The organism is Paenibacillus sp. B1-35 (assembly GCF_050474385.1).
In the GTDB taxonomy this organism is placed as follows: domain Bacteria; phylum Bacillota; class Bacilli; order Paenibacillales; family Paenibacillaceae; genus Paenibacillus_B; species Paenibacillus_B alvei.
Map to the genome: position 1 here is coordinate 533,215 of NZ_JBCHVJ010000002.1, position 25,534 is coordinate 558,748.

Consider the following 25,534-nt stretch of genomic DNA (forward strand, 5'->3'; position numbering starts at 1 on the left):
ACGATGTTCTTAAAAAGGTTGGAACTGGCGGGCTTCAAATCGTTCGCGGATCGGACGGAATTAGAGTTCGTCCAGGGGATTACCGGCGTTGTCGGCCCGAACGGCAGCGGGAAGAGCAACATCTCTGACGCAATCCGTTGGGTGCTCGGAGAACAGAGCGCCAAGTCACTTCGCGGCGGGAAAATGGAAGATATTATCTTCGCGGGCAGTGATGCGCGCAAGGCTGTGAACTACGGAGAAGTGTCATTAACGCTGGACAATAGCGATAATACGCTTCCACTTGATTTCAATGAAGTGACAGTGACGCGCCGTGTACATCGAAGCGGCGATAGTGAGTATTTTATTAATAAGCAGGCTTGCCGATTGAAGGATATTACCGAGCTGTTTATGGATACAGGAATCGGTAAAGAAGCATACTCCATAATTGGACAAGGCCGAATTGAAGAAATTTTAAGTACTCGTTCTGAAGATCGACGCGGTATATTCGAAGAAGCGTCTGGAATTGTTAAGTACAAATCCCGCAAACGAGACGCGAAAAAGAAGCTGGACGAAACCGAGCAGAACTTGCTGCGCATTCATGATCTGGTCGTAGAACTGGAGGATCAGATTGGACCGCTCAAGGAGCAGTCTGAAAAGGCACGGCATTATAAGCAGCTGCGGGAATGGCTGAAAAACAAAGAAATAGCAGTCTATGTTCATCAAATAGAAGAACTTCATGTCTCTTGGCAGCAGGCGAATGAGAAGCTTGCTCAGTTGAAGGAACGTGAATTGTCCTTATCAACTGTAGTAAGTGAGCATGATGCAAAGCTGGAAGTGCATCGGATTGAGTTGCGGAAGCTGGAAGAAGAGCTTGAGAAGCTGCAGGCTACTCTTCTTCACTACAGTGAAGAGTATGAGAAGTGTGAGGGACAAGGCGAGGTTCTGAGAGAGCGCAAGCGGAATCTGACGTCGAATGAACAGCAGATGAAGGCAACCTTGACGACGACATCGGAGCGGATGCGTGCGAAGCAGTTGGAAGTACAGTCTGTACGTGAGAAGCTGCTGGCATTGCAGACCGAAATGGCTGAGATTCGTGGCTTAATCGTGGCGGAAGAAACACGGCTAGCTGGTGTAGCTGGAGGGACAAGCTCGGATGCGGAAGAGAGTCTGAAGGGGCAACTGCTCGAGGTTATGAACCAGATGGCCCAGCAGCGCAACGATATTCGGTACTATGACCAGCAAAAAGAAGCGCTGCAAAAACGTCTCGATAAAATGAATACAGCTCGAAACAAGCGCGAGCAGGAGAAAAAGGATCTTCAAAAGAAGGTAGAAGATGCGAAACGCCGCAGTGAAACCCTCATGGAAGACCTTGCTTATATTCGAAACCGTTATATGACTGAGAGTGAACAGCTGAAGCAGGATGAGGCGCTTCTCGGCGAAACGGAGCAGGCCGTTCGCAAATGGCAGCAAAAAGCGGATGCAATGGTGTCCCGTCGTGATACGATGCAGGAGCTTCAAAATGATTTTGACGGCTTCATGCTCGGTGTAAGGGAAGTGCTTAAGGCCTCCCGCCGTCCAAACGGACTGCAGGGCGTGCACGGCGCTGTTGCCGAACTGATTCGCGTACCGGAACAGCTGGAGACGGCGATTGAGACGGCACTCGGTGCAGCCTTGCAGCACATCGTTATGGAGAATGAGGCAGTATCTCGGAACGCGATCATGTTCCTAAAGCAGCGCCAATTAGGCCGAGCGACTTTCCTGCCACTGGATGTTATCCGTCCGCGTTCGCTGCATGATACAGATCGCCGAATCGTGAATGGAGCGGAAGGGTTCGTCGGTGTAGCAGCAGATCTGGTTAAGTCAGACGCTGCCTATGCCAGCATTGTTGGGAGCTTGCTCGGGAATGTCGTGATCGCGGAATCGCTGGAGGACGCAAACCGAATTGCAGCGAAGCTCCAATATCGCTATCGTGTTGTGACGCTAGAAGGCGATGTCGTCAATGCCGGCGGCTCTATGACAGGCGGAAGCTTGAATAAGAAGAGTGCGAACCTGCTCGGACGTCAGCGTCAATTGGAGCAGCTGGAAGCAGATATTAAGGAAGCTGAAAAGCAGCTGACCAAGTTGACGGAAACCTATACGGAGCAGAAGCAGCGCACAACGACTGGTTTGAAGCGGCTGGATGATCTTCGAGAGCAAGGAGAAACGAAGCGCATTAATGAACAGCAGCTGACAAGCGAGATTGCGCAGCTGGAGAAGGAAGAACGCCAGCTGGCAGAAACGCTTGAGATGGAGCAGCAAGAGCTGGCGCACGCGGCAGAGGAGATGTCCACGCTGGATGCTGGCCGTCGTACTGCGGAGGCGCGGCTTGCCGAGCTGAAAATTGATGAAGATCGGCTGCATGTCTCGATTGAGACAGCGGAATCCGCACGCAAAGCGAACGAGTCAGAGAAGGAAGTGCTGCAATCGCAGCTTACGGATTTGAAGGTTCGTCAAGGCAAGCTGGATCAGGAATCGTTCTCCCTGCAGGAGCAACTGACGCGATCCGAGCAGGAAGCGAAGGCGTATGAACAAGAGTATACGCAGTTAACACAAGGGTTGATACAGGTTCAGATTGATCTGGAAACGGCAGAGCGCGAGACGATGAAGCAGACGGAAGACTTAAATCATTTCAGCGTGAAGAAGCAGGAAACGGGCAAACAGATCGAGTTCAAGCGTGCGGATCGTGCGCAATGTGTTGCTCGATTGGAGCTTGCCGAGAGTGATACAAAGGAACAGCGCACAGAGTTGAAACAGGTGGAAGAGTCCATGCGCCAAACCGAAATTCAAGCGAATCGGCTTGATGTTGAGCTGGATAACCTGCTGCGCAAGCTGAGTGAAGAGTATGAAATTAGCTTTGAACTCGCAAAGCATCGGTACGTTATGCCGGAAAATATTGAGGAAGCAAAGCAGGAAGTGCGTGATTTGAAGAAGCAGATCGCTGCGCTTGGAGAAGTGAACCTTGGTGCAATCGACGAATTTGAACGAGTAAATGAGCGCTATCAGTTCCTCAGTGAGCAAAAAAATGATCTAATCGAAGCGAAGACGACATTATATCAGGTCATTCGAGAGATGGATGATGAAATGTCAAAGCGGTTCAAGTCTACATTTGATGCGATTCGCAAGCAGTTCGTCGTCGTGTTCTCGAAGTTGTTCGGCGGAGGGCGGGCCGATCTCGTATTGATTGATCCGGATCATATTTTGGAAACGGGAATTGACATTGTGGCACAGCCACCAGGCAAAAAGCTGCAGAACCTGCAACTGCTGTCCGGTGGGGAGCGCGCACTGACAGCAATGGCGCTTCTGTTCGCGATTCTGCATGTTAAGCCGGTTCCATTCTGTGTACTTGATGAAGTAGAAGCAGCGCTTGACGAAGCGAACGTTACGCGATTTGCTCAATATTTGCGTGAATTTTCCGAGCAGACTCAGTTCATTGTTGTCACTCATCGCAAAGGGACGATGGAAGAGGCTGATGTGCTGTATGGAGTTACGATGGAAGAGGGCGGCGTATCGAAGCTCGTATCCGTAAAGTTGGAAGATGATGAAGCAATCATTGCATAAGGGGCGGAGAGGACATGAGTTTTTTTAAGAAGCTAAAGGATAGCATCGCAGCGAAGACGGAGTCCGTAACGAATATATTCAAGGAAGGCTTGGAGAAAACTCGCAAAGGGCTCGTGGAGAAGGTAACGGAGCTCATTACGCGGCGCAAGAAAATCGATGAAGCCTTCTATGAAGAATTGGAAGAAATCTTAATTGGTGCCGATGTCGGCGTGACGACCGTTATGAACTTGATTGACGATCTTCGCGATGAGGTGAAGAAGCGAAAAATCGAGGACGCTGCTGATCTGCAGCCGGTATTGTCCGAGAAGCTTATCGGGCTTCTGCGTGGCGATGATTCCAACAAACTGAACATAAATCCGAATGGAATGACCGTCATTCTGTTCGTCGGTGTTAATGGCGTCGGGAAGACGACTACGATCGGAAAGCTGGCGCATCGTTTCAAGCAAGAAGGCAAATCCGTTTTACTTGCGGCGGGAGACACGTTCCGCGCTGGTGCAATTGAACAGCTGGAGGTATGGGGACAACGTGCTGGGGTTGACGTCATTAAGCAGCAGGCAGGCTCTGACCCAGCGGCAGTGATGTACGATGCAGTGCAGGCAGCGAAACAGCGCAATGTAGATGTGTTATTGTGCGATACAGCAGGACGCTTGCAGAACAAAACAAATCTGATGGAAGAGTTGAATAAGATCTTCCGCGTCATTCAGCGTGAAGTGCCAGATGCTCCACATGAAGTATTGATGGTGCTGGATGCAACAACGGGTCAAAATGCACTGAATCAAGCGAAGCTGTTTGGTGAGAAAAGCGGCGTTACCGGTTTAGTGCTCACGAAGCTGGACGGTACGGCGAAGGGCGGCATAGTCATTGCGATCCGTCAAGAACTGAACCTGCCAGTAAAGCTGGTTGGTCTCGGCGAGAAAATGGGAGATTTGCAGGAATTCGATTCCGAGCAGTTCGTTCATGCTTTGTTCGCAGGACTGATTGCAGAAGCGGAGCAGGAAGAAGAACAGCAAGCATAAGACCATTCAGGTAGAAAAAGGCGTCCCAGTCAGGGACGCCTTTTTATGAAATGATATTGGTTAGAATATTGTGCACTCATCAAATTTGCAAAGTACTTCGCTGTGATAACGGCTGTTTGGATAGCTCCGGCAGTGACTGAGCACAGCATAATTGCTTGCACTCCCGAAAGGCAAAATGTGTACAGCCTTGGCATTGGGATAGCGCAATCCGAGATAGAGCGTAATCAATGGCTGTGCCTGTTCTTCTGAAAAAATGCTCTGTCCCGATTAAGGCTTGCAGTCCCGTTTTATGCATCATTTGCGCTGGCTGAGGAGCAATCCCAGTAATAAGCACGATCCCGCCTTGCTGCTGGATACGGCTCACGAATGCGGATAGATGCGCAGCTGCTGTTGTGTCCAAATACGGTACACGCCCCAGCCGTAAAATTAGCACATGCGGTGTATCCTCGCATTGTGAGGATAGTGCTTGCTCCAACGTGTGGGCAGCGCCAAAAAACAGCGTCCCTTCAACACTGACCATACTAATTTGCGGACATTTCCGCCCGTCCTTTACGACGCTTGCAGATACTTTGGCTTTCTGATCCTGCGGATCAGGCAGAACCTTATCGACCTTTACTTCTTCACTCATTCGCTTGATAAACAATATGATGGCGATCGCAAGCCCAGCCTGAACGGCGACCGTCAGATTCATGAACACAGTCAGCAAAAAGGTAACAACTAAAATAAGCGAGTCTGCTGTTTTCGTTCGTGCAATCTTGGCAAATGTTTTTCGCTCGCTCATATTCCAGGCTACCAGCATCAATATCGGGGCCATTGCAGCCAAGGGAATAGCTGAAGCAAAGGGAGCAAGGAACAGCAGCACGAGCAGTACGACGATGGCATGTACCATACCGGATATAGGAGAAGCAGCTCCACTGCGAATATTGGTAGCTGTGCGTGCAATCGCCCCGGTTGCCGGTATTCCCCCGAACAACGGTGCGATCATATTTGCAATGCCTTGCCCGATCAACTCTCGATTGCTGTTATGTTTTTCACCAGTCATACTGTCGGCAACAAGTGCAGACAACAGAGACTCCACTCCGCCGAGCAGTGCAATGACAAAAGCAGGCTGGAGCAGTAAAAGGATACGATCCCAACTTAATGCTGGCCAATGGAAGTCAGGAATACCGCTAGGTATCGCGCCGAATGTCGTACCAATCGTAGCAACCTGGTTCGGATACAGCCAAGCAGCAATAAGGCTTGATAAAAGAAGTCCTACCAGGGAAGCTGGAACCTTGGGCATGTACTTGGGTACGAGAAGAAGGGCAACAAGACAAATACAGGATGTCAGTACACTGTACAAGTTGGCCGCTGGGATATGAATGATCAGCTCACGCATATTGGCAATGAAGCTGTCCTGCTTCTCAAGGTGAAGCCCTAAAAAGTCAGCAATTTGACCTGTAAAAATAATGACGGCAATCCCTGAAGTAAAACCGATGGTTACAGGCCGCGGGATGAAGCGGATGACTGCCCCTAAGCGCAGCAGTCCCATTAAGACAAGCATTACTCCCGCAAGAAAGCCAGCGATCAGCAGGTTTTCAAACCCATATTGCATGACAATTGCGAATAATATCGGAATAAATGCACCGGTAGGGCCTCCGATTTGAAACTTGGATCCACCAAGCAGCGAAATAATAAATCCGGCGATTATGGTTGTATATAAGCCGTATTCAGGCTTAACGCCGGAGGCTATGGCGAATGCCATGCCTAACGGGATGGCAACGACACCGACGATCATGCCTGCAATCATGTCTTTTCTAAAAGATTGCCAGCTGTATTCGGCATAGCGACCGCGCCACAACGGTTTCATGTATGACTCCCCACCATTTCTAAATATTTGATTATTTGAATATTTAAAATGATAACGGTGATTCGCATACCTGTCAAAGCGTATAGGAAGGGATGTGGTGTGCTTTTATACAAGAAAGAGAGGAAACAGGAGTCGGGGACTCATATTCCTCTCTTTTTTAGGACGATTCTTGGTTTTTCATGTTTTTCAACATAGATATGGAATTGACTAAGTGGTTATTGAAGATTTGCTTCGCGACTTGAAGTAAATCCTTGATCATCGGGTCACGCAAGGAATAAATAACAGAGGTTCCATCCTTAACGCCATACACGACGTTTTTGCCGCGCAGAACGGCCAACTGCTGAGAAACAGAAGATCCTTCCGTTCCGAGTATGGATTGAATTTCGTTAACTGTTTTATCTCCTTCGCATAGGATCTCCAGAATCTTTATCCGCAAAGGATGCGCTAATGCTTTGAAAAACTCCGCCTTAAAATGCTGAATATCCGGATACATGTTGGCTTTCTCCCTTATTCACAATAAAAGAATCCAATACAGGTTAGTGTTAGTTTACCACAAAACGAATGCTAGCGAAAAAGGGATTGCAAAATCAAGTTCAAATCAGTCTTCTCATAGAAAGAAATGTAAACAAAATTTATAATACCATAAAATACTATAATTTATATTTAAAGATTACATTGACAGTTAGATCAAATCACAATATGATGAACAAGTGATAATGATTCTCAATGTTGATGTAAAGTGTATACGGCATCATGTTGGACACCAGGGGGTAGTAACTTTGAAAAAGAAATATCAAGCGGTACTGGCGATATTATTCACAGTGCTTCTCGTCGTGGGATGCGGCTCTCAAGCAAATGGGGGCAGCCAAGCCGACGATAGTCAACCAGCCGCTAAGAAAACAGAAGCCGCGCGAGAAATTAAGCACGAGCTAGGTATGACAGAGGTGAAAGGATCGCCGAAGCGGGTCGTAGTGCTCGAATTTTCCTTTGTCGATGCGCTTGCATCACTTGATTTGAAGCCTGTCGGCATTGCCGATGACGGAAATAAAGATCGAATTTTGAAGACGCTAGCAGATAAGATTGGAGATTATACGTCAGTTGGAACGCGCAAGCAGCCAAGCTTGGAGGTAATAAGCTCTCTGCAGCCGGATTTGATTATCGCGGATTGGAAACGTCATAAAGCGATTTATGAAGACTTGAAACAAATTGCTCCTACAATCGTGCTGAAGAGTCTGGAAGCAAGTTATGAAGACAATTTGGCGTCCTTCCAGACGATAGCAGATGCCCTGAACATGAGTGAGGAAGGAAAGCAGCGGTTGGAACAGCATAAGGATAAAATCAATGCTTTGAAGGCTCAAGTGCCGCCATCAGACGAGAAACAGACCGTCATGTCGGCTGCTTTGCGCAAAGAAAGCTTCAAAGCGCATACATCATCCTCCTATGACGGCGCCGTATTGGAAAAGGTCAGTCTGATGAATGCGATACAGGATCCGAAGGAACCCTATGCGGAGCTAACATTGGAGCAATTGCTGAATATCAATCCCGATATTTTGTTCCTGATGAAGACAGACGGAGAGCAAACGATCGTGGACGAGTGGTCCGTCAATCCGTTGTGGCAGGAGCTGAAGGCCGTGAAGAATAAAAAGGTCATTGAAGTGGATCGCAATTTATGGACACGCTGGCGCGGCATTGTTGCCGGGGAATTAATGATGGAAGAGGCAATTTCGAAACTGTACGGAAGCGGGAAAGTGGAGAAATAATTTGTAAGACAGGAAACGGGCGAGGTAGGCGTTACTTGTTAACGTCTACTTTTTGTCTGCCCAGGAACGAAAAAAGAAAGGGGCATTGTAACGCATGACGGGATTACGTCACGGCGGTAGGCGCAAGGCGTTCGGCCTGTCGCTGCTGCTTGGCTTCGCATTATTATCGGCAGGGGTCATGATCAATGTGTCGCTGGGCTCCTCCTCGATTTCATTTCCTACTTTGCTGAAGGCTCTGTTCTTCGCGGACAGAACGAAGGAGATGCTTATCGTTCAGGAGATCCGATTGCCCCGTGCGTTAATCGCAATTCTGATCGGTGCCAGCTTGGCGGTCGCAGGTACGATCATGCAGGCGATGACGCGCAACCCGCTAGCTAATCCGCAGGTGTTCGGCGTCAATGCTGGCGCTTCGCTCATAGTGGTAACGTCAACGGTGTTCCTGCCGGAGTTGACGCAGCAGCAGCTTGTTTATTCCGCATTTGCGGGAGCGGCTTTGGGCGGCTTTATCGTGTATTTTATCAGCGCAGGGGGAGATTTAAAGCCGGCCCGACTCGCCATTGCCGGAATGACCGTCCATTTTTTTCTTTCGTCCATCACACAAGGATTGATCTTATTTCATGAGAACACAACGGACAGCATTCTTTATTGGCTGGTCGGCGCGATAGGCAATCGGAATTGGCATCATGTTGGTGTGCTTCTTCCATGGGCAAGCATTGGCTTGTTGGGCGCTTTGGCTCTGTCGAAGCCGTTAACGATGCTGAGCATGGGGGATGATGTGGCGAGGGGGCTCGGAGCAAGAATCGAGGCAACGCGATTCGCCGGCGGTCTGCTCGTCATTATTTTGGCGGGAGGCTCGGTGTCCGTTGCCGGCCCGATTGGCTTCGTAGGTTTGCTGGTACCGCACATCGTCCGGCTGATGGTCGGCGTGGATCTGCGTTATGTGCTGCCTTGCTCCGCCCTGTATGGATCGGTGCTGCTGGTGTATGCGGATATTGCTTCACGCTATATCTCGTATCCGTATGAGGCGCCAATTGGGATTGTCACCGCCATGCTGGGAACACCATTCTTCTTGTACTTGGCATATGCAGGAGGGAAGCACAATGAATAGATCTGTAAATATGGCGCGCCGTCATCGGCTCGTCGTGCTCGCGTTAGTTGCGCTGCTTCTCATCATGGGCCTGATCAGCCTTGGAGTGGGGGCGGTCTATATAACGCCGAACCAAGTGATCGAGACGATGTTGGGGCAAAGCACAGACCATGCGTTCATCCTTGGCAAATACCGTTCGCCTCGAATCGTCTTGTCCGTTCTTGTGGGCGCCGGGCTTGCTATATCGGGAACTGTGCTGCAGGGCGTACTGCGGAACCCGCTTGCTTCTCCGGACGTTATCGGAATTACGAAAGGGGCAGGCTTAGCGGCTTGTGCAACCATTATTTTATTTCCTGGGTCATCGGCAATCGCACTGCCTTTATCCGCATTTGCCGGAGCGGCTCTGGTAGCCCTGCTTCTATTTGCATTCGTATATAGGCGCGGAGCTCGTCCCACGACGCTGGCACTGACGGGCATAGCGCTTGGCGCGATGTGCGATGCAGGAATCCAGTACTTCATGTTCAAATACCCGGTCAGCGTCAATGCAGCACTGATTTGGCTTACCGGAAGCATATGGGGCAGAGGCTGGGATGAAGTGATGGGCGTACTGCCGTGGATGCTGGCACTCATCCCGCTTGCGCTGCTGCTGTCTTCGAGGCTAGATGTGCTGAGCTTGGGCGATGATGTAGCGACAGGCCTGGGGGAACGGGTGAAGCGGCTGCGTCTTGCGCTGGTAGCTGTTTCAATAGCCTTGGCAGGCGCATCGGTGGCCGTTGTCGGCGCAATTGGCTTCGTGGGCTTGATCGCTCCGCATATGGCGCGCCGGCTTGTTGGCGCCAAACATGGCATTCTTCTGCCCGTATCGGGCTTGTTAGGCGCCATCTTGGTGTTGACGGCCGATACGCTTGGACGCGCCATCGTTCCGCCAATCGAGTTCCCGGCAGGGTTAGTGACTGCCGTAATCGGGGCTCCGTATTTCCTTTACTTATTGCGCAGAGAACGCAAGATTCGCTCCTAGCCCTCGCCGGCTTTCATAGGTGAAATATGGAAATGTATGTAAGAGGGTACACTGTTCTATCACGGTGATCATACGATTTGGTTAGCTGACTATATTTCTTCCCAATATATAAATAAATAAACGAAGAAAGACGGAGAGACCAAACTGGCTACTCCGTCTTGTTACTTGTTAGAAGGCACAAACCAATGGCAGGTCAGGTAGAATAAGGTGCATGGTTTTCCGAATGTGCTACTTCCTGCTTGCGGCGAAGCAAAAATCCTCCTGCGGAGGACAATAGATACATCGTGCCGCCAACAACATAGACGGCTTGGGGGCCCCAAATATCAGAGATTGTTCCAGCGAACAGTACGGATACTCCGAACAATATGTATGAGATGGTGCTCTGCGCGGCAAAAACATGCGGCTGTTCTTCAATCGGGGTGACCTGCTGTACATATGTACGCTGAGCAATATCACGAAGCTGATAGAATGGCCCCATTAGAACCACTATAGCTAGTGCGACAAATGCTTGCGTGTTCCAAGCATACCCGTATACGAGCAAACTGACACCAAACGATCCGATCAGGATCGTGCCGACCAAATGGTTATGAATGCGTGCAGACAGCTTCAATGTAATGAGTCCGCCAATAATTGTTCCCGCATAATAGGCTGCATTAATATATCCCCACCACGCTTCATCTTTATGGAGCACCTCCTGTGCAAAGACGAGCGTAACACCGCCAATCCATATTCCACCCGCTACTCCTTCAAGAATGTCCATCCATGTAATGACGCGCAGCTTAGGATGCGTGAACAGGTATGTCCAGCCTGCTAGGATAGAGTGCGATTTCTTATTTGATTTCACACTCTCTTCTTGATGGTAAGATAATTTGAAAATGCAGAGGCAGCCAAGAAAAAGAAGACCTGCGGACAATTGCAAAACCAGGGAATGTCCAAGCTTGGCAACCAGTATTCCGCCCATGGTCCATCCGAGTAAAGATAGCATTTGCATACTGGTTGATACCAGACTGTTCGCGTAAACCCGCTTCTCTTCCTCCACCAAGCGCGGATAGAGGGCATTTGCCGCTGCAGAAGCACAGCCCTCTGCGTACCCAATGCCAATAATGGCAGAAAATGAATAGGCGAGAAATAGAGTTGTCGATAACATCGATGCGAGCGGCAATATAGAGAAGGCGACAATCGCCGACAGCGCAAACTGTAATATCAAAAATAAACGTGTAACGTACGCGAGGCTCATGCGGCGATACCAGATCGGTAGCATGAAGCTGCTCGCCAATATCGCCATCGATCGTACGAAGGAGACTGCTCCGGCAAAAGCGGCCGAATCCGTCATTTGATAAACAGCTGCTATCAACGTCATCATATATAACGATCCGGCAAGATTGGCGAAGGATCTGCTGGATAGAAGCGAGTAGAAAGAGCGATTCAAAACCTATCACATCCTCCTGTTGTTTCTAATTTTACACATTATAGCATGGATGATTTTGGTTTTTAAGAACTATTTTAAATAAATAATAATAATAAACTGATGTTGGGAATGGAGCAGCTACGAAATTTTTATACCGCCTTCAAGCAGGGCTTCAATTTTGCTCAAATGCTCCAGCATGAGAGTTGTTCATTCTGAGCTGCAATCGCGTTATAGATTTCCCGGTGCTCCTCCAGCAACTGAGCCGTGGATGAGCGTCCTCTGACAACCAAAATACGCCGAGTCTCCCCCATATGCTCAGCACATTTTTGATGTCATGTGCAGCATTGGGATAAGAATTTCATTGTGGCTCGCTTCAGCCAGCCCATCGCTTTAAGCATACTAAGCGCTTCTCGTATAGTAGAACGGCCTACCGCATATGTTGAGAAAAATACTTCGACAGAAGGCAGTTTGTCGCCAGGGGTATCAATTCCACCGCGAAGCTGTTCAAACAGATGCTCTTGAATAAGCTTAGAGCCTTTTTTAATTTAATTTTCCGCCATGTAACGATATCTTCTTTTTACTGAAATATAAAATCAAAAAATATAAATATTATAAAATTAATTTTTAAAATTGAGTGACATTGGTTTCAATCATACGTTATAATATGCCAAAGTCATCAGATGACCTGAACAATTCAGCAGGTGGAAGATTAGGTTGAATCGTTCACTTCAGATGTTGACTTGGAACCAAGACATCAAGGAGGAGTTCATTCATGATAGCCAATGAAGCACGTGAGCGGCTGCTTAAACTGCTCGGGCCTGAGCGGTATCGCGATGATAAGGAAAGCCTGGTCACACACTCGTATGATGCTACGCCAATGATGCAGTCTTTGCCCGATGCTGTTGTATATCCGGAATCGACAGCGGATGTTCAGGAAATATTGCGCACAGCGAATGAATACCGTATTCCCATTGTGCCGAGAGGCGCTGCAAGCAATTTGTGCGGCGGTACTGTTCCTGTAGCAGGGGGAATTGTCGTAGCGATGACACGAATGAATAAGCTTATTGAAATGGATACGGAGAATCTTACAGCAACGTTCCAGCCGGGATTGAACACGAAGACATTCCATCGTGAGGTCGAGAAGCGGGGATTGTTCTATCCGCCAGACCCAAGCAGCATGTCCATATCGACATTGGGCGGCAACATTATGGAGGGCGCCGGGGGACTGCGCGGCTTGAAATATGGAACGACGAAGGATTATGTGATTGCGCTTGAGGCGGTGCTGCCGTCCGGTGAAGTGATTCGTACGGGAGGAAAATTGTACAAGGACGTTGCCGGCTATGATTTAACGAAGCTGCTGGTCGGCTCGGAGGGAACTTTGGCACTTATTACGGAAGCTACGGTCAAGCTGCTGCCAGCGCCGGGCATCCGCAAGACGATGCTCGTATCCTATAAGGATATTTATGCAGCTGCACGCAGTGTATCTCGGATCGTGGGCGCGGGCATTATTCCAGCTACACTTGAATTTATGGATCAGCCAACGATTCGCGTAGTTGAGGAGTACAATCACATCGGCCTTCCAACGGATATGCAGGCTGTACTGCTTATTGAGCAGGACGGACAAGACGAGAACGTTGTCATGCGCGATATGGAAGCGATTGCAAAGATATGCAACGAGGACGGTGCAGACAGTGTCCAGACTGCGAAGGATGAAATGGAGGCAGAGCAACTGATGAAGGCTCGTCGCAGTGCATTGTCTACATTGGCGCGCATTCGTCCAACGACGATTTTGGAGGATGCAACCGTTCCTCGTTCGAAGATCGCTGAAATGGTGCTTGCGATTAATCGCATCGCCGAACAATATGGAGTGAACATCTGTACTTTCGGTCACGCGGGAGACGGAAATCTTCACCCAACCTGTCCAACGGATGCTCGCAACGAAGATGAAATTCATCGTGTTGAGCAAGCATTTGCGGATATTTTCGAGGAAGCGATTCGTCTAGGCGGCACCATTACAGGCGAGCATGGTGTAGGAACGGTAAAGGCTCCGTATCTGGAATGGAAGGTGGGATCTGCAGGCATCGATATCATGAAAGGGATCAAGCAAGTTTTCGATCCGAATGGCATTATGAATCCAGGCAAAATATTTGCCAAAGCTGCTCGTAAAAGGCTGGTGGTCTCCCGATGAGTCAACAACAATCAGAGGCGAACAATCTACTGCAGAAGGAGCTCGTTAAGACGCTCGACTACGAGCAGCTGATGAACTGCATGCGATGTGGATTTTGTCAGCCGACCTGTCCGACTTATCAAGAGACTGGCTTGGAGGCAGCATCTCCACGCGGACGCATTGCCCTCATGAAAGCAGTAGCCGATGGCATTATGGAGCCGGATGAATCGTTCCAGAAGCAGATGAACTTGTGCTTGGGATGCAGAGCTTGTGAGCCGGTATGTCCTTCAGACGTCAAGTACGGACAGCTGCTTGAGCAGACGAAAGAGGCGATGCATGCGCATCATAATCCGCCGACGGCGGTTAAGGGACTGAAACGCATTGCACGCCCCGTATTTATGAAACACAATCGTCTGCTGCGAATAAGCAAGCTGTTGCAAACCTATCAGCGTTCTGGCTTGCAAAGCTTTGCTCGCAAGAAGAACCTGCTTCGGTGGCTTCCTCCGCAAATGCAAATGATGGAGCGCATTTTGCCGGAAGCGGACAGTCAAGGTGTTGTGAAGCGGGCGGGTGGACGCCATTTCTTGGCGAAGGGCGAGAAGCTGGGTACAGTAGGGCTGTTCCGCGGTTGTATTATGGACGTTTTGTTCACCGAAACGAACGTGAATACGATCCGCTTGCTGACGGAATCCGGCTATGATGTCATTATTCCGGAAGCACAGGGCTGCTGTGGCGCGTTGTTTGCTCATGGCGGAGGCGATACGGCTACGGCTAGGGATTTAGCAAAGCAAAATATTGCGGCATTCCGAGATGCTGGCGTTGATTACATTGCTTCCAATGCTGGCGGATGTGGAGCGTTGCTCGTTGAGTACGATCATTTGCTGAAGGATGAGTCGGAGTGGGTGGAGCCGGCCCAAAAATTTGCGAAGCAAGTGAAGGATATCAGTGATCTCATTATGCGTTCACAGCGTTGGAGCAATCTCCCGGTTATGCCGTTAGGCAATAGTGGAACGAGAGCAGAAGAAGCTGCTGAAACCGTTACTTATCAAGATTCCTGCCATTTGCGAAATGTAATGCGATCATCCAATGGCCCTCGTCAATTGATCCGCCGTATTTCGGGCATACAGTACAAGGAATTGGAAGGCGCAGATGTATGCTGCGGATCCGCAGGTATTTATAACATTGTACAGCCAGACATGGCGAATTCAATCGTAGATCGGAAGATGGATGCCGTTCGCGATACGCAGGCCTCGATTATCTTGACGAGCAATCCCGGATGCCTGATGCAGATGAAGGTTGGCGTAGAACGGGACGGTGTAGCTGAAAAAGTGAAGGTCATGCACGTCGTAGATTATTTTGCGGAAAAAATGTTGAAGTAATATTTCACATTACCTATAATTATATTGTAATAATATTTCATAAAATAGTAACAGACATCAATGCAGTCAATTTGCGGGGAAGATTGACTTCATCGTAGGAGGGGTTGAATGTGAACGTCATTCCACTTAATGAAGCATGGGCGGATCCAATGTGCGAGCTGTGGAACCGTGAACTGGGCGATCTGTTCCCAATGAGACAACAGCTGTTTTTGCAAAATAGCTTTCGAGATGTAAACGTTTACTTTCCTGGCTCCTGGATCGTCCAAAATTCAGACGGCTCCATTCTTGGTTTCATCATTGCAAAGAAATGGAAGGAAACAGAACGTGAGATGAAGCTTGGAGAAGGAGGAGGCTGGATTCAAGCTCTTGTCGTTCGTTCCGAAGCAAGGGGGCAGGGGATAGGCTCCGAATTGCTCGCACGGGCCGAACAGGCATTGCGTGAAGCGGGCGCTTCTCAAGTGTTCATTGGACGCGATCCGTGGCATTATGTACCGGGACTGCCGAAGGCGCTGTCCATGCATCGCCCATGGCTGGAGAAGAGAGGATTCAAGCAGCTCTACGAGGTTAGCGATATGCTGTCTTCCGAAAAGACAGAGCTGTTGGCAACCCCTGACTTTGCAGATGGAGCGGTCATTAAGCTGCTCGAACCAGAGGACAAGGAAGAAATGCTGAAATTTTTCCGCCGCTGCTTCCCGGGAAGATGGCTGTATGAAGCACAATGCTATTGGGAGCGCGGAGGACAGGGAAGAGAGTTCATTGGATTGTTTCAGGGCAGTGAAATGATAGGCTTCTGTCGCGTCAATGATGAGCACTCTCCGCTTATTGCACAAAATACGTATTGGGCACCGCTTTTCGAAGAACCGTTAGGCGGCATTGGGCCGCTCGGCGTAGATGATCAGTACCGCGGCAAAGGATACGGTCTCGGCTTAGTTAAGGCGGGCATTGCAGAATTACAGCAACGCGGCATGCGCCAGTTAGTTATTGACTGGACAGAACTGGTTGACTTTTATGCGAAGCTTGGATTCCATACGTGGAAGAGCTACGACCTAATGAGCAAGGCCCTGTAAGCAAATTGAAAAGGAGAGTTTAAAAAGGCCGTGCTGATATTGCCTTCATATATCATCGTGATCATAAGCGTGCTTTTTGAACATTTCCTAAAGTATAGAAACGATGCTGGAAATATGGAGTTAACTGCGGCAAAGTCTAGTTGCGACTATCGGGCAGAACGGGAATCTCTACCTATTTTGACTAAGCTGATAGGTAGATGGCAACATCTGATTCGATTTCTCGTTGGAGGGATATTTCCATCGTTTTTCGGTACAGCTATAACAGCTATAACAACTATAACAGCTATAAGAAGCCCTGGCAGATCCATACGTGCTGGGGTTTTATCTATAATGGGGGGATAAATATAATTGCACGTTATTGACGTATTGTTTAAGTGTTTGCGTCCTATCAATAGGATGCGGCTGTGCAGTCTTTGGATGATGCAAGAGAAAGCCATCCGATTTATGAAGAGCCAGTACAAGTTAAACAACGAACCGACTCGTCTCCCTGTTCTCACCGACGATGTCTGCTCCGCATATAATGTGATCCGTCGTGAATATGGGCGTATGCACAGCAGGCAGCTAGAGTGCCGCGGGGAGGAGCGACTTATGAAGTGGGGACGCAATATATCTGGGGAGGAACGGGCGAACGTGATTACCCATGCTGCCGGATTATTGTTCAGTCTATGGGCGCTTGGAGTATTGATTGGCGCTGCATGGGAGCGTGGAACAATAGCGCATGTCATCGGGGCTTCTGTGTATGGAATTACCTTGACTATTATGTTTACAACCTCGGCGATGATGCACAGTATGCCGGAGGGCAGGACTAAGTTCCGATTTACCATCCTCGATCATATGGCGATCTATTTGTTTATTGCTGGAACCTACACGCCTTTTATGTTGATTGTATTACAGGATGAGTTCAGCCAGCAGTTGTTTGGCCTAATATGGGGAACTGCGATTGTCGGCATGATTTATAAAGCTTTTTATACAGGCCGCCATATGTGGTTTTCGACAATTGGTTACGCAGTAATGGGATGGCTCATGGTAACGGTATGGGACAGCTTAATGCAGGCGATACCGTTTGAAGGGGTTATGCTGCTAGTCATGGGAGGGGGATGTTATACAGCGGGCATTCCGTTCTTTGTATGGCGCCGCTTGCCCTATCATCACGCCATTTGGCATTTGTTCGTTTTGGCTGGTTCAATCTTGCATTTTATATGTATTTACCGTTATGTGATATAGGAGTAATAGTTGTCTCCGATCACCGAATGAAAGGCTTCAAAAATATTTTTCTCCTTGTTAAGGTTCAACCCTTGACATGATGCTGTGATTTCGGTATGATAAGAAACGTCGATGGGCTGTAAAGTGTTTTTCCTTTACGAAAGGGGTGGCCCGTATGAACGAGGAACAGATACTTGCTAAGACGAACCGCATTAATATGCTGTTCGACTTCTATGAACCACTGCTTACTGAGAAGCAGCAGACGTTCCTAAAATGTTACTTTCAAGATGACTTTTCATTAGGCGAGATTGCAGCCGACTTCGGCATTAGCCGCCAAGCGGTATATGAACATATTAAGCGGGCGGAGCAGACGCTTGAATCTTATGAAAGCAAGCTCGGCTTATTGTCGAAGTTCGAGCGTCGGACAGAGATCGTGATGACGCTGCAACATACATTGAACGATATGGATACCATACCCGACCCGCAGCGCGCGGAACTGCAGACGATTGTCCGTGAACTGCAGGCGTTGGATTAAGGGAACGGGGTGAGATAATATGGCATTTGAAGGATTAACGAGCCGATTACAGAATGTATTCAGCAAGTTAAGAGGCAAAGGTAAAGTTAGTGAGGACGACGTCAACGAAGCCATGCGCGAGGTGCGCCTTGCGCTGCTTGAAGCCGACGTTAACTTTAAAGTCGTCAAGGAATTCATTGGCAAGGTGAAAGAGAAGGCCGTAGGTCAGGAAGTGATGCAGAGCTTCACACCGGGCATGGTCATTATCGACATCGTTAATAAGGAATTGACGGAATTGATGGGTGGCACAGCTGCGAAGCTGGCTAAGGCCAACAAGCCGCCAACTGTCATTATGATGGTCGGTCTCCAAGGTGCTGGTAAGACGACGACATCTGGTAAGCTGGCTAAGATGCTGCAGAAGCAGAATCATAAGCCGCTTCTTGTCGCTGCCGATATTTATCGACCAGCTGCGATTAAGCAGCTTCAGGTTGTAGGCGAGCAGATTAAGGTTCCGGTATTTGCACTTGGTGATCAAGTAAGTCCGGTTGAGATCGCTCGTCGTGGATTGGAGCATGCCAAGGAGAACCATCTTGACTATGTCATTATCGATACCGCAGGCCGCCTGCACATCGATGAAGCATTGATGGAGGAGCTGAAGCAGGTTCATGCTACAGCGAAGCCGGATGAAGTGCTGCTCGTCGTCGACGCGATGACAGGTCAAGACGCGGTGAACGTAGCGGATAGCTTCAACCAACAGCTAGAGCTTACGGGTGTCGTGCTGACGAAGCTCGATGGCGATACGCGCGGTGGTGCAGCCTTGTCTGTCAAGGCAGTAACTGGCTGTCCAATCAAATTCGCTACACTTGGCGAGAAAATGGATGCGCTGGAGCCGTTCCATCCAGAGCGGATGGCATCGCGGATTCTCGGCATGGGGGACATGCTCTCCTTGATCGAGAAGGCACAAGCGAATATCGATACAGAGAAAGCCAAGGAAATGGAAATGAAGATGCGCAATGCAGCCTTCACATTCGATGATTTCCTTGAGCAGATGCAGCAAGTGAAGAAGCTCGGTCCAATCGATCAGATCCTGGATATGATTCCAGGGATGAATAAGATGAAGCAAAATGCAAATCTAAAGGTGGATGAGCGTCAAATGGGTCGAATCGAAGCGATTGTCCGTTCAATGACGAACGAAGAACGCCAAGATCCAGACTTAATCAATCACAGTCGTCGCAAACGGATTGCAGCAGGCAGCGGAACTGCGCTGGCTGATGTGAACCGTCTTATCAAGCAATTTGATGAGATGCGACGGATGATGAAGCAGTTCTCCGACATGATGGGCCCGAAAGGGCCGAAGATGATGAAGAACTTGAAGAGCAAAGCAGGCAAGGCTGGCAAAGGAATGAGGTTTCCTTTCCGTTAAGAAATAAAGAAGTGGAGCTGCAACAAGCTCGCTTGTTGATTCGAATTCTGTTTAGGAGGTGAATTTCGTGGCAGTACGTATCCGTTTGAAACGCATGGGTGCTCATAAAGCACCATTCTATCGTGTCGTTGTATCCGATTCCCGTTCCCCGCGTGACGGTCGTTTTATCGAGGAAATCGGTCATTACAATCCGGTAGCTCAACCAGCAGTCGTTAACATCGACGAGGAAAAGGCGCTGAAATGGTTGCAAACTGGTGCTCAAGCATCTGACACGGTTCGCAACTTGCTTAGCCAAGCTGGCGTAATGAAGAAGTTCCATGAGCTGAAAAACCAGAAATAATCTAGCCGTTCGGAGGGTCGCGAATGGAAGAGTTAGTGTCAGTAATTGCACGCGCTTTGGTCGATCATCCGGAGGAGGTCCGTGTGGACGTCGTGGAGAAAGACCATGTCATCGTGTATGAACTTCACGTTCATCCCGACGATGTCGGTATGGTTATCGGCAAGCAAGGTCGTATCGCTAAGGCGCTTCGTACGGTCGTCACATCGGCAGCAGTCAAAGTTCCAAAACGAGTTGCCGTGGACATTATTTCATAACAGTACGCAAGAGGGTTAGGATGAAGTCCTAGCCCTTTTTCGTATGCATAGGGCAGTTTGTGTTACACTAGAGAGAAGGCTGTTCGGAAGCTTTTGCTTCCGGGCACTAACGATAGATAGAGATAAATGGCAAATACATGGCAGGAGGATACGATATGTCTCAAAGAATGTTCAATGTCGGCAAGCTAGTCAATACGCACGGCATTCGTGGAGAAGTAAAAATTATCCCGACAACTGATTTTCCGGAGACGCGCTTTGCACAAAAGAGCGAGCTAATTTTGCAGCAGCCTGATTCGAACATTAACGTACCGGTTACGATTGAACGGTCGCGTTTACATAAAAATATGTACATCGTGAAATTCACGCAGTTCGACAACATTAATGATGTCGAGAAGTATAAAGGCTGGGTACTGAAAGTAAGTGAAGAACAGCTGGACGAGCTCGATGATGACGAATATTACTATCATGAGATCATCGGATGTAAAGTCGTCACAGATGAAGGAGAAGAGCTTGGGGTTATTGAGGAGATATTGTCCCCAGGTGCGAATGATGTCTGGGTTGTTAAGCCAGCGAAAGGGAAATCCATTCTGCTGCCGGTAATTGACGATGTTGTACTAGAGGTTAATGTGCAGGAGAAGATTGTGAAGGTTCATATTATGGAAGGACTAATATAGGATGCGTATCGATGTGTTGACCCTTTTTCCGGAAATGTGTGAAGGGGTATTTGGTTCCAGTATATTAGGCAAAGCGCGCGAGAATGGTCATGTTACGATTAACACGGTCAATTTCCGCGACTATTCTGATAATAAGCACCAAACCGTTGACGATTATCCGTATGGCGGTGGAGGCGGTATGGTGCTTAAGCCGCAGCCGATTTTTGCGGCGGTTGAGGATCTGGTCGCAAAAGCGGCAGCAGAGCGGTTGGCCGATAAGAAGGATGAGAGCGAAGAAAGCTTGCAGGAGGCTGTCAAACCAAGAGTTATTTTAATGTGTCCGCAAGGGGAACGCTTCTCACAGAAGAAAGCGGAGGAACTGGCACAGGAGTCGCATTTAATCTTCGTGTGTGGTCATTATGAAGGGTATGATGAGCGCATTCGCGAGCATTTAGTAACAGATGAATTGTCCATTGGGGACTATGTGCTGACAGGTGGGGAACTTCCTGCAATGACGGTAGTCGACTCGGTAGTTCGTTTGTTGCCAGGCGTTCTAGGCAATGAGATGTCGGCAGTAACCGATTCATTTAGTACAGGTTTGCTGGAGTATCCGCATTATACCCGTCCGGCGCAGTTCCGTGACTGGAAGGTGCCCGATGTGCTCATTAGCGGTCATCATGCGAATATCGAGGTGTGGCGGCGAGAACAAGCGTTGAAGCGGACGCTTGAACGACGTCCTGACCTACTTGAGCATGTGGAACTTAGCAAGGAAGATAAAAAAATGATAGAACGATTGAAAAATGAAACCAATGGGACTCATGCATAATGCTGTGGTCTGTCGGTTAAATGATCAGGGTGAGTAGTTGTACGCATGGTCAACAATAGAAGGCTGTGAATCTATGTAGTTAAGTCATAGATTCGCAGCCTTTTTGGAATTTTATTCTGATAGAAACCGCAAAGAATTTTGTTATTTTGACCATAATAACCGTATTTGGAGGACAATGTTGATCTAAGGTGGTATAACATCTTGTTGAATCTGGAGGAAATGAGGAGACGTTATGAGTAAAAGTGAGAACCGTCAATTGCGATTGTTTATTGCAATGCCGCTTCCTGAGTCAGCTGTTCATGTGCTTGATGCATGGTGCAAAACAGGACAACGCCATTGGCATTTTGCCAAATGGGTACATCCGCAGGATTTACATATAACCTTGCAATTCCTTGGTGCAGCAGACGAGGAGGCTGCTCCTCGGATTGTTCAGGCTTTGGAGCAGGTATCGAGAAAAACAGATCCTTTTGAGCTTCATTTCGAGGGCATAGGGAGCTTTGGGACAAAAGAAGCGCCTCGTGTGCTGTGGGTTGGTCTCGGAGGTGCAATCGACAGGCTGCGACAATTGAACCATAGTGTAGGTGCTGCGGTATCACCGCTAGGATTCGAGCCTGAGGATCGTCCTTATCGTCCCCATATTACGCTAGCGCGCAAGTATCGAGGTGGAGAGGTGCATCCATTCTCTATGATCAGCGAACCACTCCCTTCGCATCAATGGATGGGGGAAGAGATAGTGCTTTTCCGGACGCATATGAATCAAAGTCCTATGTACGAACGATTGCATACCTTCACGTTAGGTCAACGATAGTCTATTGTACATGCAATAAAATAGTTGGATGCGCATTACACGGGTTGTCTAAAACAGGTCCATCTTCACGTATATTTTCCAATCTTGCACATTTATAATGAAATAACCATTTTAAGAATGTCGAAAATGGTAGAGATAAATCGTGAATGGAGGGATATCGTGGAGAGAAATGCTTCGCGTATCGGATTGCTTCTGCTTGTGATGACCGCACTGTTTATGGTCGGTTTTTCAAAGCCGGGCGATACGCGAAAGGCGACTTGGATATGGCAGGCGGAGAGGATAGAGGACGAACCGGAAAAACTGATTGATTTTGCAAAAAAGAATCACATTAACGTTATGTATTTGCATGTGGATAGGAGGGTTCCAGAAGCGGCATACCGCCGGTTTTTGAGGCAGGCGGGGCAAGCTGGAATTGAAGTACACGGATTAGCAGGACACCCCTTATGGGCTTTGCGTGAGTATCGGGATCGGATAATGAAGCTAGTGGATTGGGTAAGTGCTTATAATCAAAGCTCTGCTGCTGCGGAGCGATTTAAGGGTATTCATTTGGATGTGGAGCCTTATGTTCTCCCTGAATGGGAAGTTGATCCACAGCCGGTATTGCGCTCTTGGACGGAAAATATGGAGCATGTGATCGATGCTGTCAAAGGCCGCGGCAGCCTCGAAATCAGTGTTGATATGCCGGTGTGGTTCGATAACATAATGGTGCCGAATACACAAAGCACCTCCCTGTCGGAGTGGATTATTAGCCGATTTGATCATGTGACGTTAATGGCCTATCGCCAACAGCTTGATGGCGGTAATGGGATTATCGAGCTTGTGCAGAATGAGATGGAAATCGCAGATCGCTTCGGGAAGTCTATCTTCATCGGGGTTAACACAAAGCCTATGACCGAAACGCACACTACGTTTTATGATGCAGGTATACAGGCAATGGATGCAGCGCTTAAGCAGGTGTCAGAGCGTTTAGAGCATCATGCTTCCTTCACAGGTGTTGCCATTCATGATTATCAGTATTGGAACCGTATGCTGGAGCGGGATGGAGATGCAGGCGGACTTCCTGATCCGAAGCCAGATCCCGAACCGCTGCCAAAGCCTGACCCCGATCCAGGTCAGATTTCGGTGCCTATGCCGCCACCGATGGAGCGTAATAGCACGGTTGTTGGTACCTATGTATGGCAGGCGGAGTTAGCGATAAACCAGCCTGATGACATTATTGCGTTTGCGAAAGAAAAGGGGATTAACTATTTATATGTTCGATTGGATCTGCAACAGCCGTTCGACGCATATCGCTCATTCGTGAAGAAGGCGCACGATGCCGGCATTGAGATGCATGCTATGGGAGGGCATCCGGCTTGGGCGCTAACAGAGAACAGACAGCGAATTATGAAGCTTGTCGATTATGTGAAGCGTTACAATCAGGCTGTTGCACCAGAAGAACGCTTTTATGGCATACATTTGGACGTGGAACCGTATGTTTTACCGGAATGGAGCAGCAGCAGGGACGATGTGGTTGCGCAATGGAGAGAAAATATGAACGTTTTCGCCCAGTCAGTCAAGGCGGATTCTAAATTAGAGATAAGCGTGGATCTTGCTGTATGGCTGGATCGAACCTTCCTGCCGGATAAGCCGGAATTGTCGATAAGTGAATGGATGATAGGACATATGGATCATGTAACGCTAATGGCGTTTCGCAATATGGCAGAAGGAAGTAATGGCATCGTCGCTGTGGTGAAGCAGGAGATGCAAATGGCAGATCGTTTAGGCAAGCGGATTGTTGTTGCTGTCGAGATGAAGGAGAGTTTTGAGGGCGAGCATATTTCCTTTTACGATAAAGGGGCAGAAGAGATGATCAAGCAGCTTGACAAGCTTCCTGAAATGCTTGCGGAACACTCTTCTTATACAGGATTTATGATTCACGCCTATGATTATTGGAAAGAGGCCAGGCCCTAAAAATGCGCTTGTGTTCTATTCATTCGTATGCTACAATTAATTTCGTTGTTTGGAATACGGTGGTCCTCTGCATACGATGAGGCGAACGTGCAATGCGTGCTGAGATGTAAGAACACCTGTGTGGAAGGAGGGAGTCCTAGATGAATATCGTACAAGCGATTACGCAAGAACAGCTTCGCAAGGATATTCCAAGCTTTCGTCCCGGTGATACTTTGAAGGTTTATGTTAAAGTTATCGAGGGATCTCGCGAGCGTATCCAGTTGTTCGAAGGTGTTGTTATTAAGCGTCGTGGTGGCGGAATCAGTGAAACGTTTACTGTTCGTAAAATTTCCTACGGTGTAGGTGTTGAGCGTACGTTCCCGCTTCACACTCCGAAAATCGATAAAATCGAAGTGGCTCGCCGTGGTAAAGTGCGTCGTGCGAAGCTGTACTATCTTCGCAACCTTCGCGGTAAAGCAGCGAGAATCAAAGAAATCCGTTAAGGAACAACCGGGGGGCTTGCTTGACTGCAAGCTCCCTTTTGCTATTTGTATGGATTGGACTGCGCATTGCGCATGACGTGAACTTCAAATACGCATCCTAGGAGAAAGCGGGGCACAGCGAATGGATCAAAACGACCAATTGATGCAACCGAATACGGAAGAAACGGCTGAAAAGCCAGCTAGCCCGAAGAAAAACGAATTGTTGGAATGGATAAAAGCGATTGCGATAGCCGTTGTCCTTGTCGTTGTCGTACGATGGTTGCTGTTCGCTCCGTTTATAGTTGATGGTCCTTCTATGGAACCTAACTTCTGGACGGGTGAAAGGCTTATCGTAAACAAGATCTTGTATGAGTTCAGACAACCTAAGACAGGAGAAGTCGTTGTATTCCATGTTCCACAGGAGAACCGCGATTTAATTAAGCGTGTTATCGGCGTTGCAGGCGATACGATTGATTATCGTGGTGACGATTTGTACGTGAACGGCAAAAAGGTAGAAGAGCCGTACATACAGGAAGCAATAGATAAAGCTCATAAGAACGATATGTTATATAATGACCGTAATTTCCCAAGTGATTCGACTCAGCCGAACAAAGTTCCAGAAGGACATATCTTCGTCATGGGTGACCATCGGAGCAACAGTACCGATAGCCGCATGCTTGGATTCATTCCGTTAACAGACGTCATTGGACGTGCGGATGTTATTTTCTGGCCGATCTCGCATGTTAAGTTGATTCAGCATCATTAATTGAGT

Annotated in this window: 23 protein-coding genes; 19 read left to right on the forward strand and 4 right to left on the reverse strand. The window is 48.4% G+C overall.

Translation table 11 applies throughout. The annotated features are described in order from the left end of the window. Positions 1 to 3 precede the first annotated feature (3 nt). Both smc and ftsY read left to right on the forward strand, forming a co-directional pair. A complete protein-coding gene (smc, locus tag ACQ5BJ_RS09980) occupies positions 4 to 3,576 on the forward strand; it encodes a chromosome segregation protein SMC (protein WP_430109891.1) in 3,573 nt (1,190 codons plus the stop codon). Between the two features lie 14 nt (positions 3,577 to 3,590). Continuing rightward, entirely contained in the window at positions 3,591 to 4,592 is a 1,002-nt protein-coding gene (ftsY, locus tag ACQ5BJ_RS09985) for a signal recognition particle-docking protein FtsY (protein WP_005551894.1), read from the forward strand. A gap of 79 nt (positions 4,593 to 4,671) precedes the next feature. On the opposite strand, the gene ACQ5BJ_RS09990 is transcribed toward ftsY, so the two are convergent. Beyond that, positions 4,672 to 6,441, reverse strand: a complete 1,770-nt coding sequence (locus tag ACQ5BJ_RS09990; protein WP_005551895.1) for a SulP family inorganic anion transporter — start codon at positions 6,439 to 6,441, stop codon at positions 4,672 to 4,674. Positions 6,442 to 6,598: 157 nt separating this feature from the next. Further along, on the reverse strand, positions 6,599 to 6,934 hold the full coding sequence (locus ACQ5BJ_RS09995; protein ID WP_005551896.1) for an ArsR/SmtB family transcription factor: 336 nt from the start codon (positions 6,932 to 6,934) through the stop codon (positions 6,599 to 6,601). A gap of 223 nt (positions 6,935 to 7,157) precedes the next feature. Here ACQ5BJ_RS09995 and ACQ5BJ_RS10000 point away from each other — a divergent pair, with 223 nt between their 5' ends. From ACQ5BJ_RS10000 to ACQ5BJ_RS10010, 3 genes are all read left to right on the forward strand, one after another. Next, complete coding sequence (locus ACQ5BJ_RS10000) at positions 7,158 to 8,201, forward strand: ABC transporter substrate-binding protein (protein WP_005551897.1); 1,044 nt, start codon at positions 7,158 to 7,160, stop codon at positions 8,199 to 8,201. Positions 8,202 to 8,295: 94 nt separating this feature from the next. Then, complete coding sequence (locus tag ACQ5BJ_RS10005; RefSeq protein ID WP_262866914.1) at positions 8,296 to 9,309, forward strand: FecCD family ABC transporter permease; 1,014 nt, start codon at positions 8,296 to 8,298, stop codon at positions 9,307 to 9,309. Continuing rightward, positions 9,302 to 10,306 carry a FecCD family ABC transporter permease gene (locus tag ACQ5BJ_RS10010; RefSeq protein ID WP_430109885.1) on the forward strand — a complete coding sequence of 335 codons (1,005 nt, stop codon included), beginning with the start codon at positions 9,302 to 9,304 and terminating at the stop codon, positions 10,304 to 10,306. Before ACQ5BJ_RS10005 ends, ACQ5BJ_RS10010 begins: the two co-directional genes overlap by 8 nt. Positions 10,307 to 10,499: 193 nt before the next feature. Here the strand turns inward: ACQ5BJ_RS10010 and ACQ5BJ_RS10015 are convergent, their stop codons facing one another. Together ACQ5BJ_RS10015 and ACQ5BJ_RS10020 are read right to left on the reverse strand one after the other, a co-directional pair. Beyond that, complete coding sequence (locus tag ACQ5BJ_RS10015) at positions 10,500 to 11,735, reverse strand: MFS transporter (protein ID WP_430109882.1); 1,236 nt, start codon at positions 11,733 to 11,735, stop codon at positions 10,500 to 10,502. A gap of 311 nt (positions 11,736 to 12,046) precedes the next feature. Beyond that, complete coding sequence (locus ACQ5BJ_RS10020) at positions 12,047 to 12,259, reverse strand: GntR family transcriptional regulator (RefSeq protein WP_430113397.1); 213 nt, start codon at positions 12,257 to 12,259, stop codon at positions 12,047 to 12,049. Between the two features lie 227 nt (positions 12,260 to 12,486). Here ACQ5BJ_RS10020 and ACQ5BJ_RS10025 point away from each other — a divergent pair, with 227 nt between their 5' ends. The 14 genes from ACQ5BJ_RS10025 (at position 12,487) to lepB (ending at position 25,528) form a co-directional block, all read left to right on the forward strand. Continuing rightward, positions 12,487 to 13,902, forward strand: coding sequence for an FAD-binding oxidoreductase (locus tag ACQ5BJ_RS10025; RefSeq protein WP_289355028.1), 1,416 nt, complete (start codon positions 12,487 to 12,489; stop codon positions 13,900 to 13,902). Then, entirely contained in the window at positions 13,899 to 15,260 is a 1,362-nt protein-coding gene (locus tag ACQ5BJ_RS10030; protein ID WP_430109879.1) for a (Fe-S)-binding protein, read from the forward strand. The genes ACQ5BJ_RS10025 and ACQ5BJ_RS10030 overlap by 4 nt, the downstream gene beginning before the upstream one ends. A 110-nt stretch (positions 15,261 to 15,370) precedes the next feature. Then, positions 15,371 to 16,327: a GNAT family N-acetyltransferase gene (locus ACQ5BJ_RS10035; RefSeq protein WP_268600430.1), complete on the forward strand. Its 957-nt coding sequence runs from the start codon at positions 15,371 to 15,373 to the stop codon at positions 16,325 to 16,327. Positions 16,328 to 16,744: 417 nt separating this feature from the next. Next, entirely contained in the window at positions 16,745 to 17,551 is an 807-nt protein-coding gene (gene trhA / locus ACQ5BJ_RS10040) for a PAQR family membrane homeostasis protein TrhA (protein ID WP_430113393.1), read from the forward strand. Positions 17,552 to 17,705: 154 nt separating this feature from the next. Further along, positions 17,706 to 18,065: a putative DNA-binding protein gene (locus tag ACQ5BJ_RS10045; protein WP_268622113.1), complete on the forward strand. Its 360-nt coding sequence runs from the start codon at positions 17,706 to 17,708 to the stop codon at positions 18,063 to 18,065. A gap of 19 nt (positions 18,066 to 18,084) precedes the next feature. After that, positions 18,085 to 19,467: a signal recognition particle protein gene (gene ffh / locus ACQ5BJ_RS10050; RefSeq protein ID WP_005551910.1), complete on the forward strand. Its 1,383-nt coding sequence runs from the start codon at positions 18,085 to 18,087 to the stop codon at positions 19,465 to 19,467. Positions 19,468 to 19,534: 67 nt separating this feature from the next. Further along, positions 19,535 to 19,807 carry a 30S ribosomal protein S16 gene (gene rpsP / locus ACQ5BJ_RS10055; protein ID WP_005551911.1) on the forward strand — a complete coding sequence of 91 codons (273 nt, stop codon included), beginning with the start codon at positions 19,535 to 19,537 and terminating at the stop codon, positions 19,805 to 19,807. A gap of 23 nt (positions 19,808 to 19,830) precedes the next feature. After that, entirely contained in the window at positions 19,831 to 20,061 is a 231-nt protein-coding gene (locus ACQ5BJ_RS10060) for a KH domain-containing protein (RefSeq protein ID WP_005551913.1), read from the forward strand. Between the two features lie 155 nt (positions 20,062 to 20,216). After that, positions 20,217 to 20,735: a ribosome maturation factor RimM gene (rimM, locus tag ACQ5BJ_RS10065; protein WP_005551914.1), complete on the forward strand. Its 519-nt coding sequence runs from the start codon at positions 20,217 to 20,219 to the stop codon at positions 20,733 to 20,735. A gap of 1 nt (position 20,736) precedes the next feature. After that, complete coding sequence (gene trmD / locus ACQ5BJ_RS10070; RefSeq protein WP_005551916.1) at positions 20,737 to 21,540, forward strand: tRNA (guanosine(37)-N1)-methyltransferase TrmD; 804 nt, start codon at positions 20,737 to 20,739, stop codon at positions 21,538 to 21,540. A gap of 232 nt (positions 21,541 to 21,772) precedes the next feature. Continuing rightward, positions 21,773 to 22,348 (forward strand): RNA 2',3'-cyclic phosphodiesterase, encoded by a 576-nt coding sequence (gene thpR / locus ACQ5BJ_RS10075; protein WP_430109870.1) that lies wholly within the window; start codon positions 21,773 to 21,775, stop codon positions 22,346 to 22,348. 159 nt (positions 22,349 to 22,507) lie between these two features. Next, complete coding sequence (locus tag ACQ5BJ_RS10080; RefSeq protein WP_430109866.1) at positions 22,508 to 24,301, forward strand: hypothetical protein; 1,794 nt, start codon at positions 22,508 to 22,510, stop codon at positions 24,299 to 24,301. 140 nt (positions 24,302 to 24,441) lie between these two features. After that, the gene (gene rplS / locus ACQ5BJ_RS10085; RefSeq protein WP_005551919.1) at positions 24,442 to 24,783 is read left to right on the forward strand and encodes a 50S ribosomal protein L19; all 342 of its coding nucleotides are present in this window, start codon (positions 24,442 to 24,444) and stop codon (positions 24,781 to 24,783) included. 121 nt (positions 24,784 to 24,904) lie between these two features. Next, positions 24,905 to 25,528 carry a signal peptidase I gene (lepB, locus tag ACQ5BJ_RS10090; protein WP_005551920.1) on the forward strand — a complete coding sequence of 208 codons (624 nt, stop codon included), beginning with the start codon at positions 24,905 to 24,907 and terminating at the stop codon, positions 25,526 to 25,528. Positions 25,529 to 25,534 lie beyond the last annotated feature (6 nt).

Coding starts and splice junctions, on each gene's coding strand:
- smc (WP_430109891.1), top strand. CDS start 4: ATGTTCTTAAAAAGGTTGGAACTGGCGGGCTTCAAATCGTTCGCGGAT.
- ftsY (WP_005551894.1), top strand. CDS start 3,591: ATGAGTTTTTTTAAGAAGCTAAAGGATAGCATCGCAGCGAAGACGGAG.
- ACQ5BJ_RS09990 (WP_005551895.1), bottom strand. CDS start 6,441: ATGAAACCGTTGTGGCGCGGTCGCTATGCCGAATACAGCTGGCAATCT.
- ACQ5BJ_RS09995 (WP_005551896.1), bottom strand. CDS start 6,934: ATGTATCCGGATATTCAGCATTTTAAGGCGGAGTTTTTCAAAGCATTA.
- ACQ5BJ_RS10000 (WP_005551897.1), top strand. CDS start 7,158: ATGATTCTCAATGTTGATGTAAAGTGTATACGGCATCATGTTGGACAC.
- ACQ5BJ_RS10005 (WP_262866914.1), top strand. CDS start 8,296: ATGACGGGATTACGTCACGGCGGTAGGCGCAAGGCGTTCGGCCTGTCG.
- ACQ5BJ_RS10010 (WP_430109885.1), top strand. CDS start 9,302: ATGAATAGATCTGTAAATATGGCGCGCCGTCATCGGCTCGTCGTGCTC.
- ACQ5BJ_RS10025 (WP_289355028.1), top strand. CDS start 12,487: ATGATAGCCAATGAAGCACGTGAGCGGCTGCTTAAACTGCTCGGGCCT.
- ACQ5BJ_RS10030 (WP_430109879.1), top strand. CDS start 13,899: ATGAGTCAACAACAATCAGAGGCGAACAATCTACTGCAGAAGGAGCTC.
- trhA (WP_430113393.1), top strand. CDS start 16,745: ATGATGCAAGAGAAAGCCATCCGATTTATGAAGAGCCAGTACAAGTTA.
- ACQ5BJ_RS10045 (WP_268622113.1), top strand. CDS start 17,706: ATGAACGAGGAACAGATACTTGCTAAGACGAACCGCATTAATATGCTG.
- ffh (WP_005551910.1), top strand. CDS start 18,085: ATGGCATTTGAAGGATTAACGAGCCGATTACAGAATGTATTCAGCAAG.
- ACQ5BJ_RS10060 (WP_005551913.1), top strand. CDS start 19,831: ATGGAAGAGTTAGTGTCAGTAATTGCACGCGCTTTGGTCGATCATCCG.
- rimM (WP_005551914.1), top strand. CDS start 20,217: ATGTCTCAAAGAATGTTCAATGTCGGCAAGCTAGTCAATACGCACGGC.
- trmD (WP_005551916.1), top strand. CDS start 20,737: ATGCGTATCGATGTGTTGACCCTTTTTCCGGAAATGTGTGAAGGGGTA.
- thpR (WP_430109870.1), top strand. CDS start 21,773: ATGAGTAAAAGTGAGAACCGTCAATTGCGATTGTTTATTGCAATGCCG.
- rplS (WP_005551919.1), top strand. CDS start 24,442: ATGAATATCGTACAAGCGATTACGCAAGAACAGCTTCGCAAGGATATT.
- lepB (WP_005551920.1), top strand. CDS start 24,905: ATGGATCAAAACGACCAATTGATGCAACCGAATACGGAAGAAACGGCT.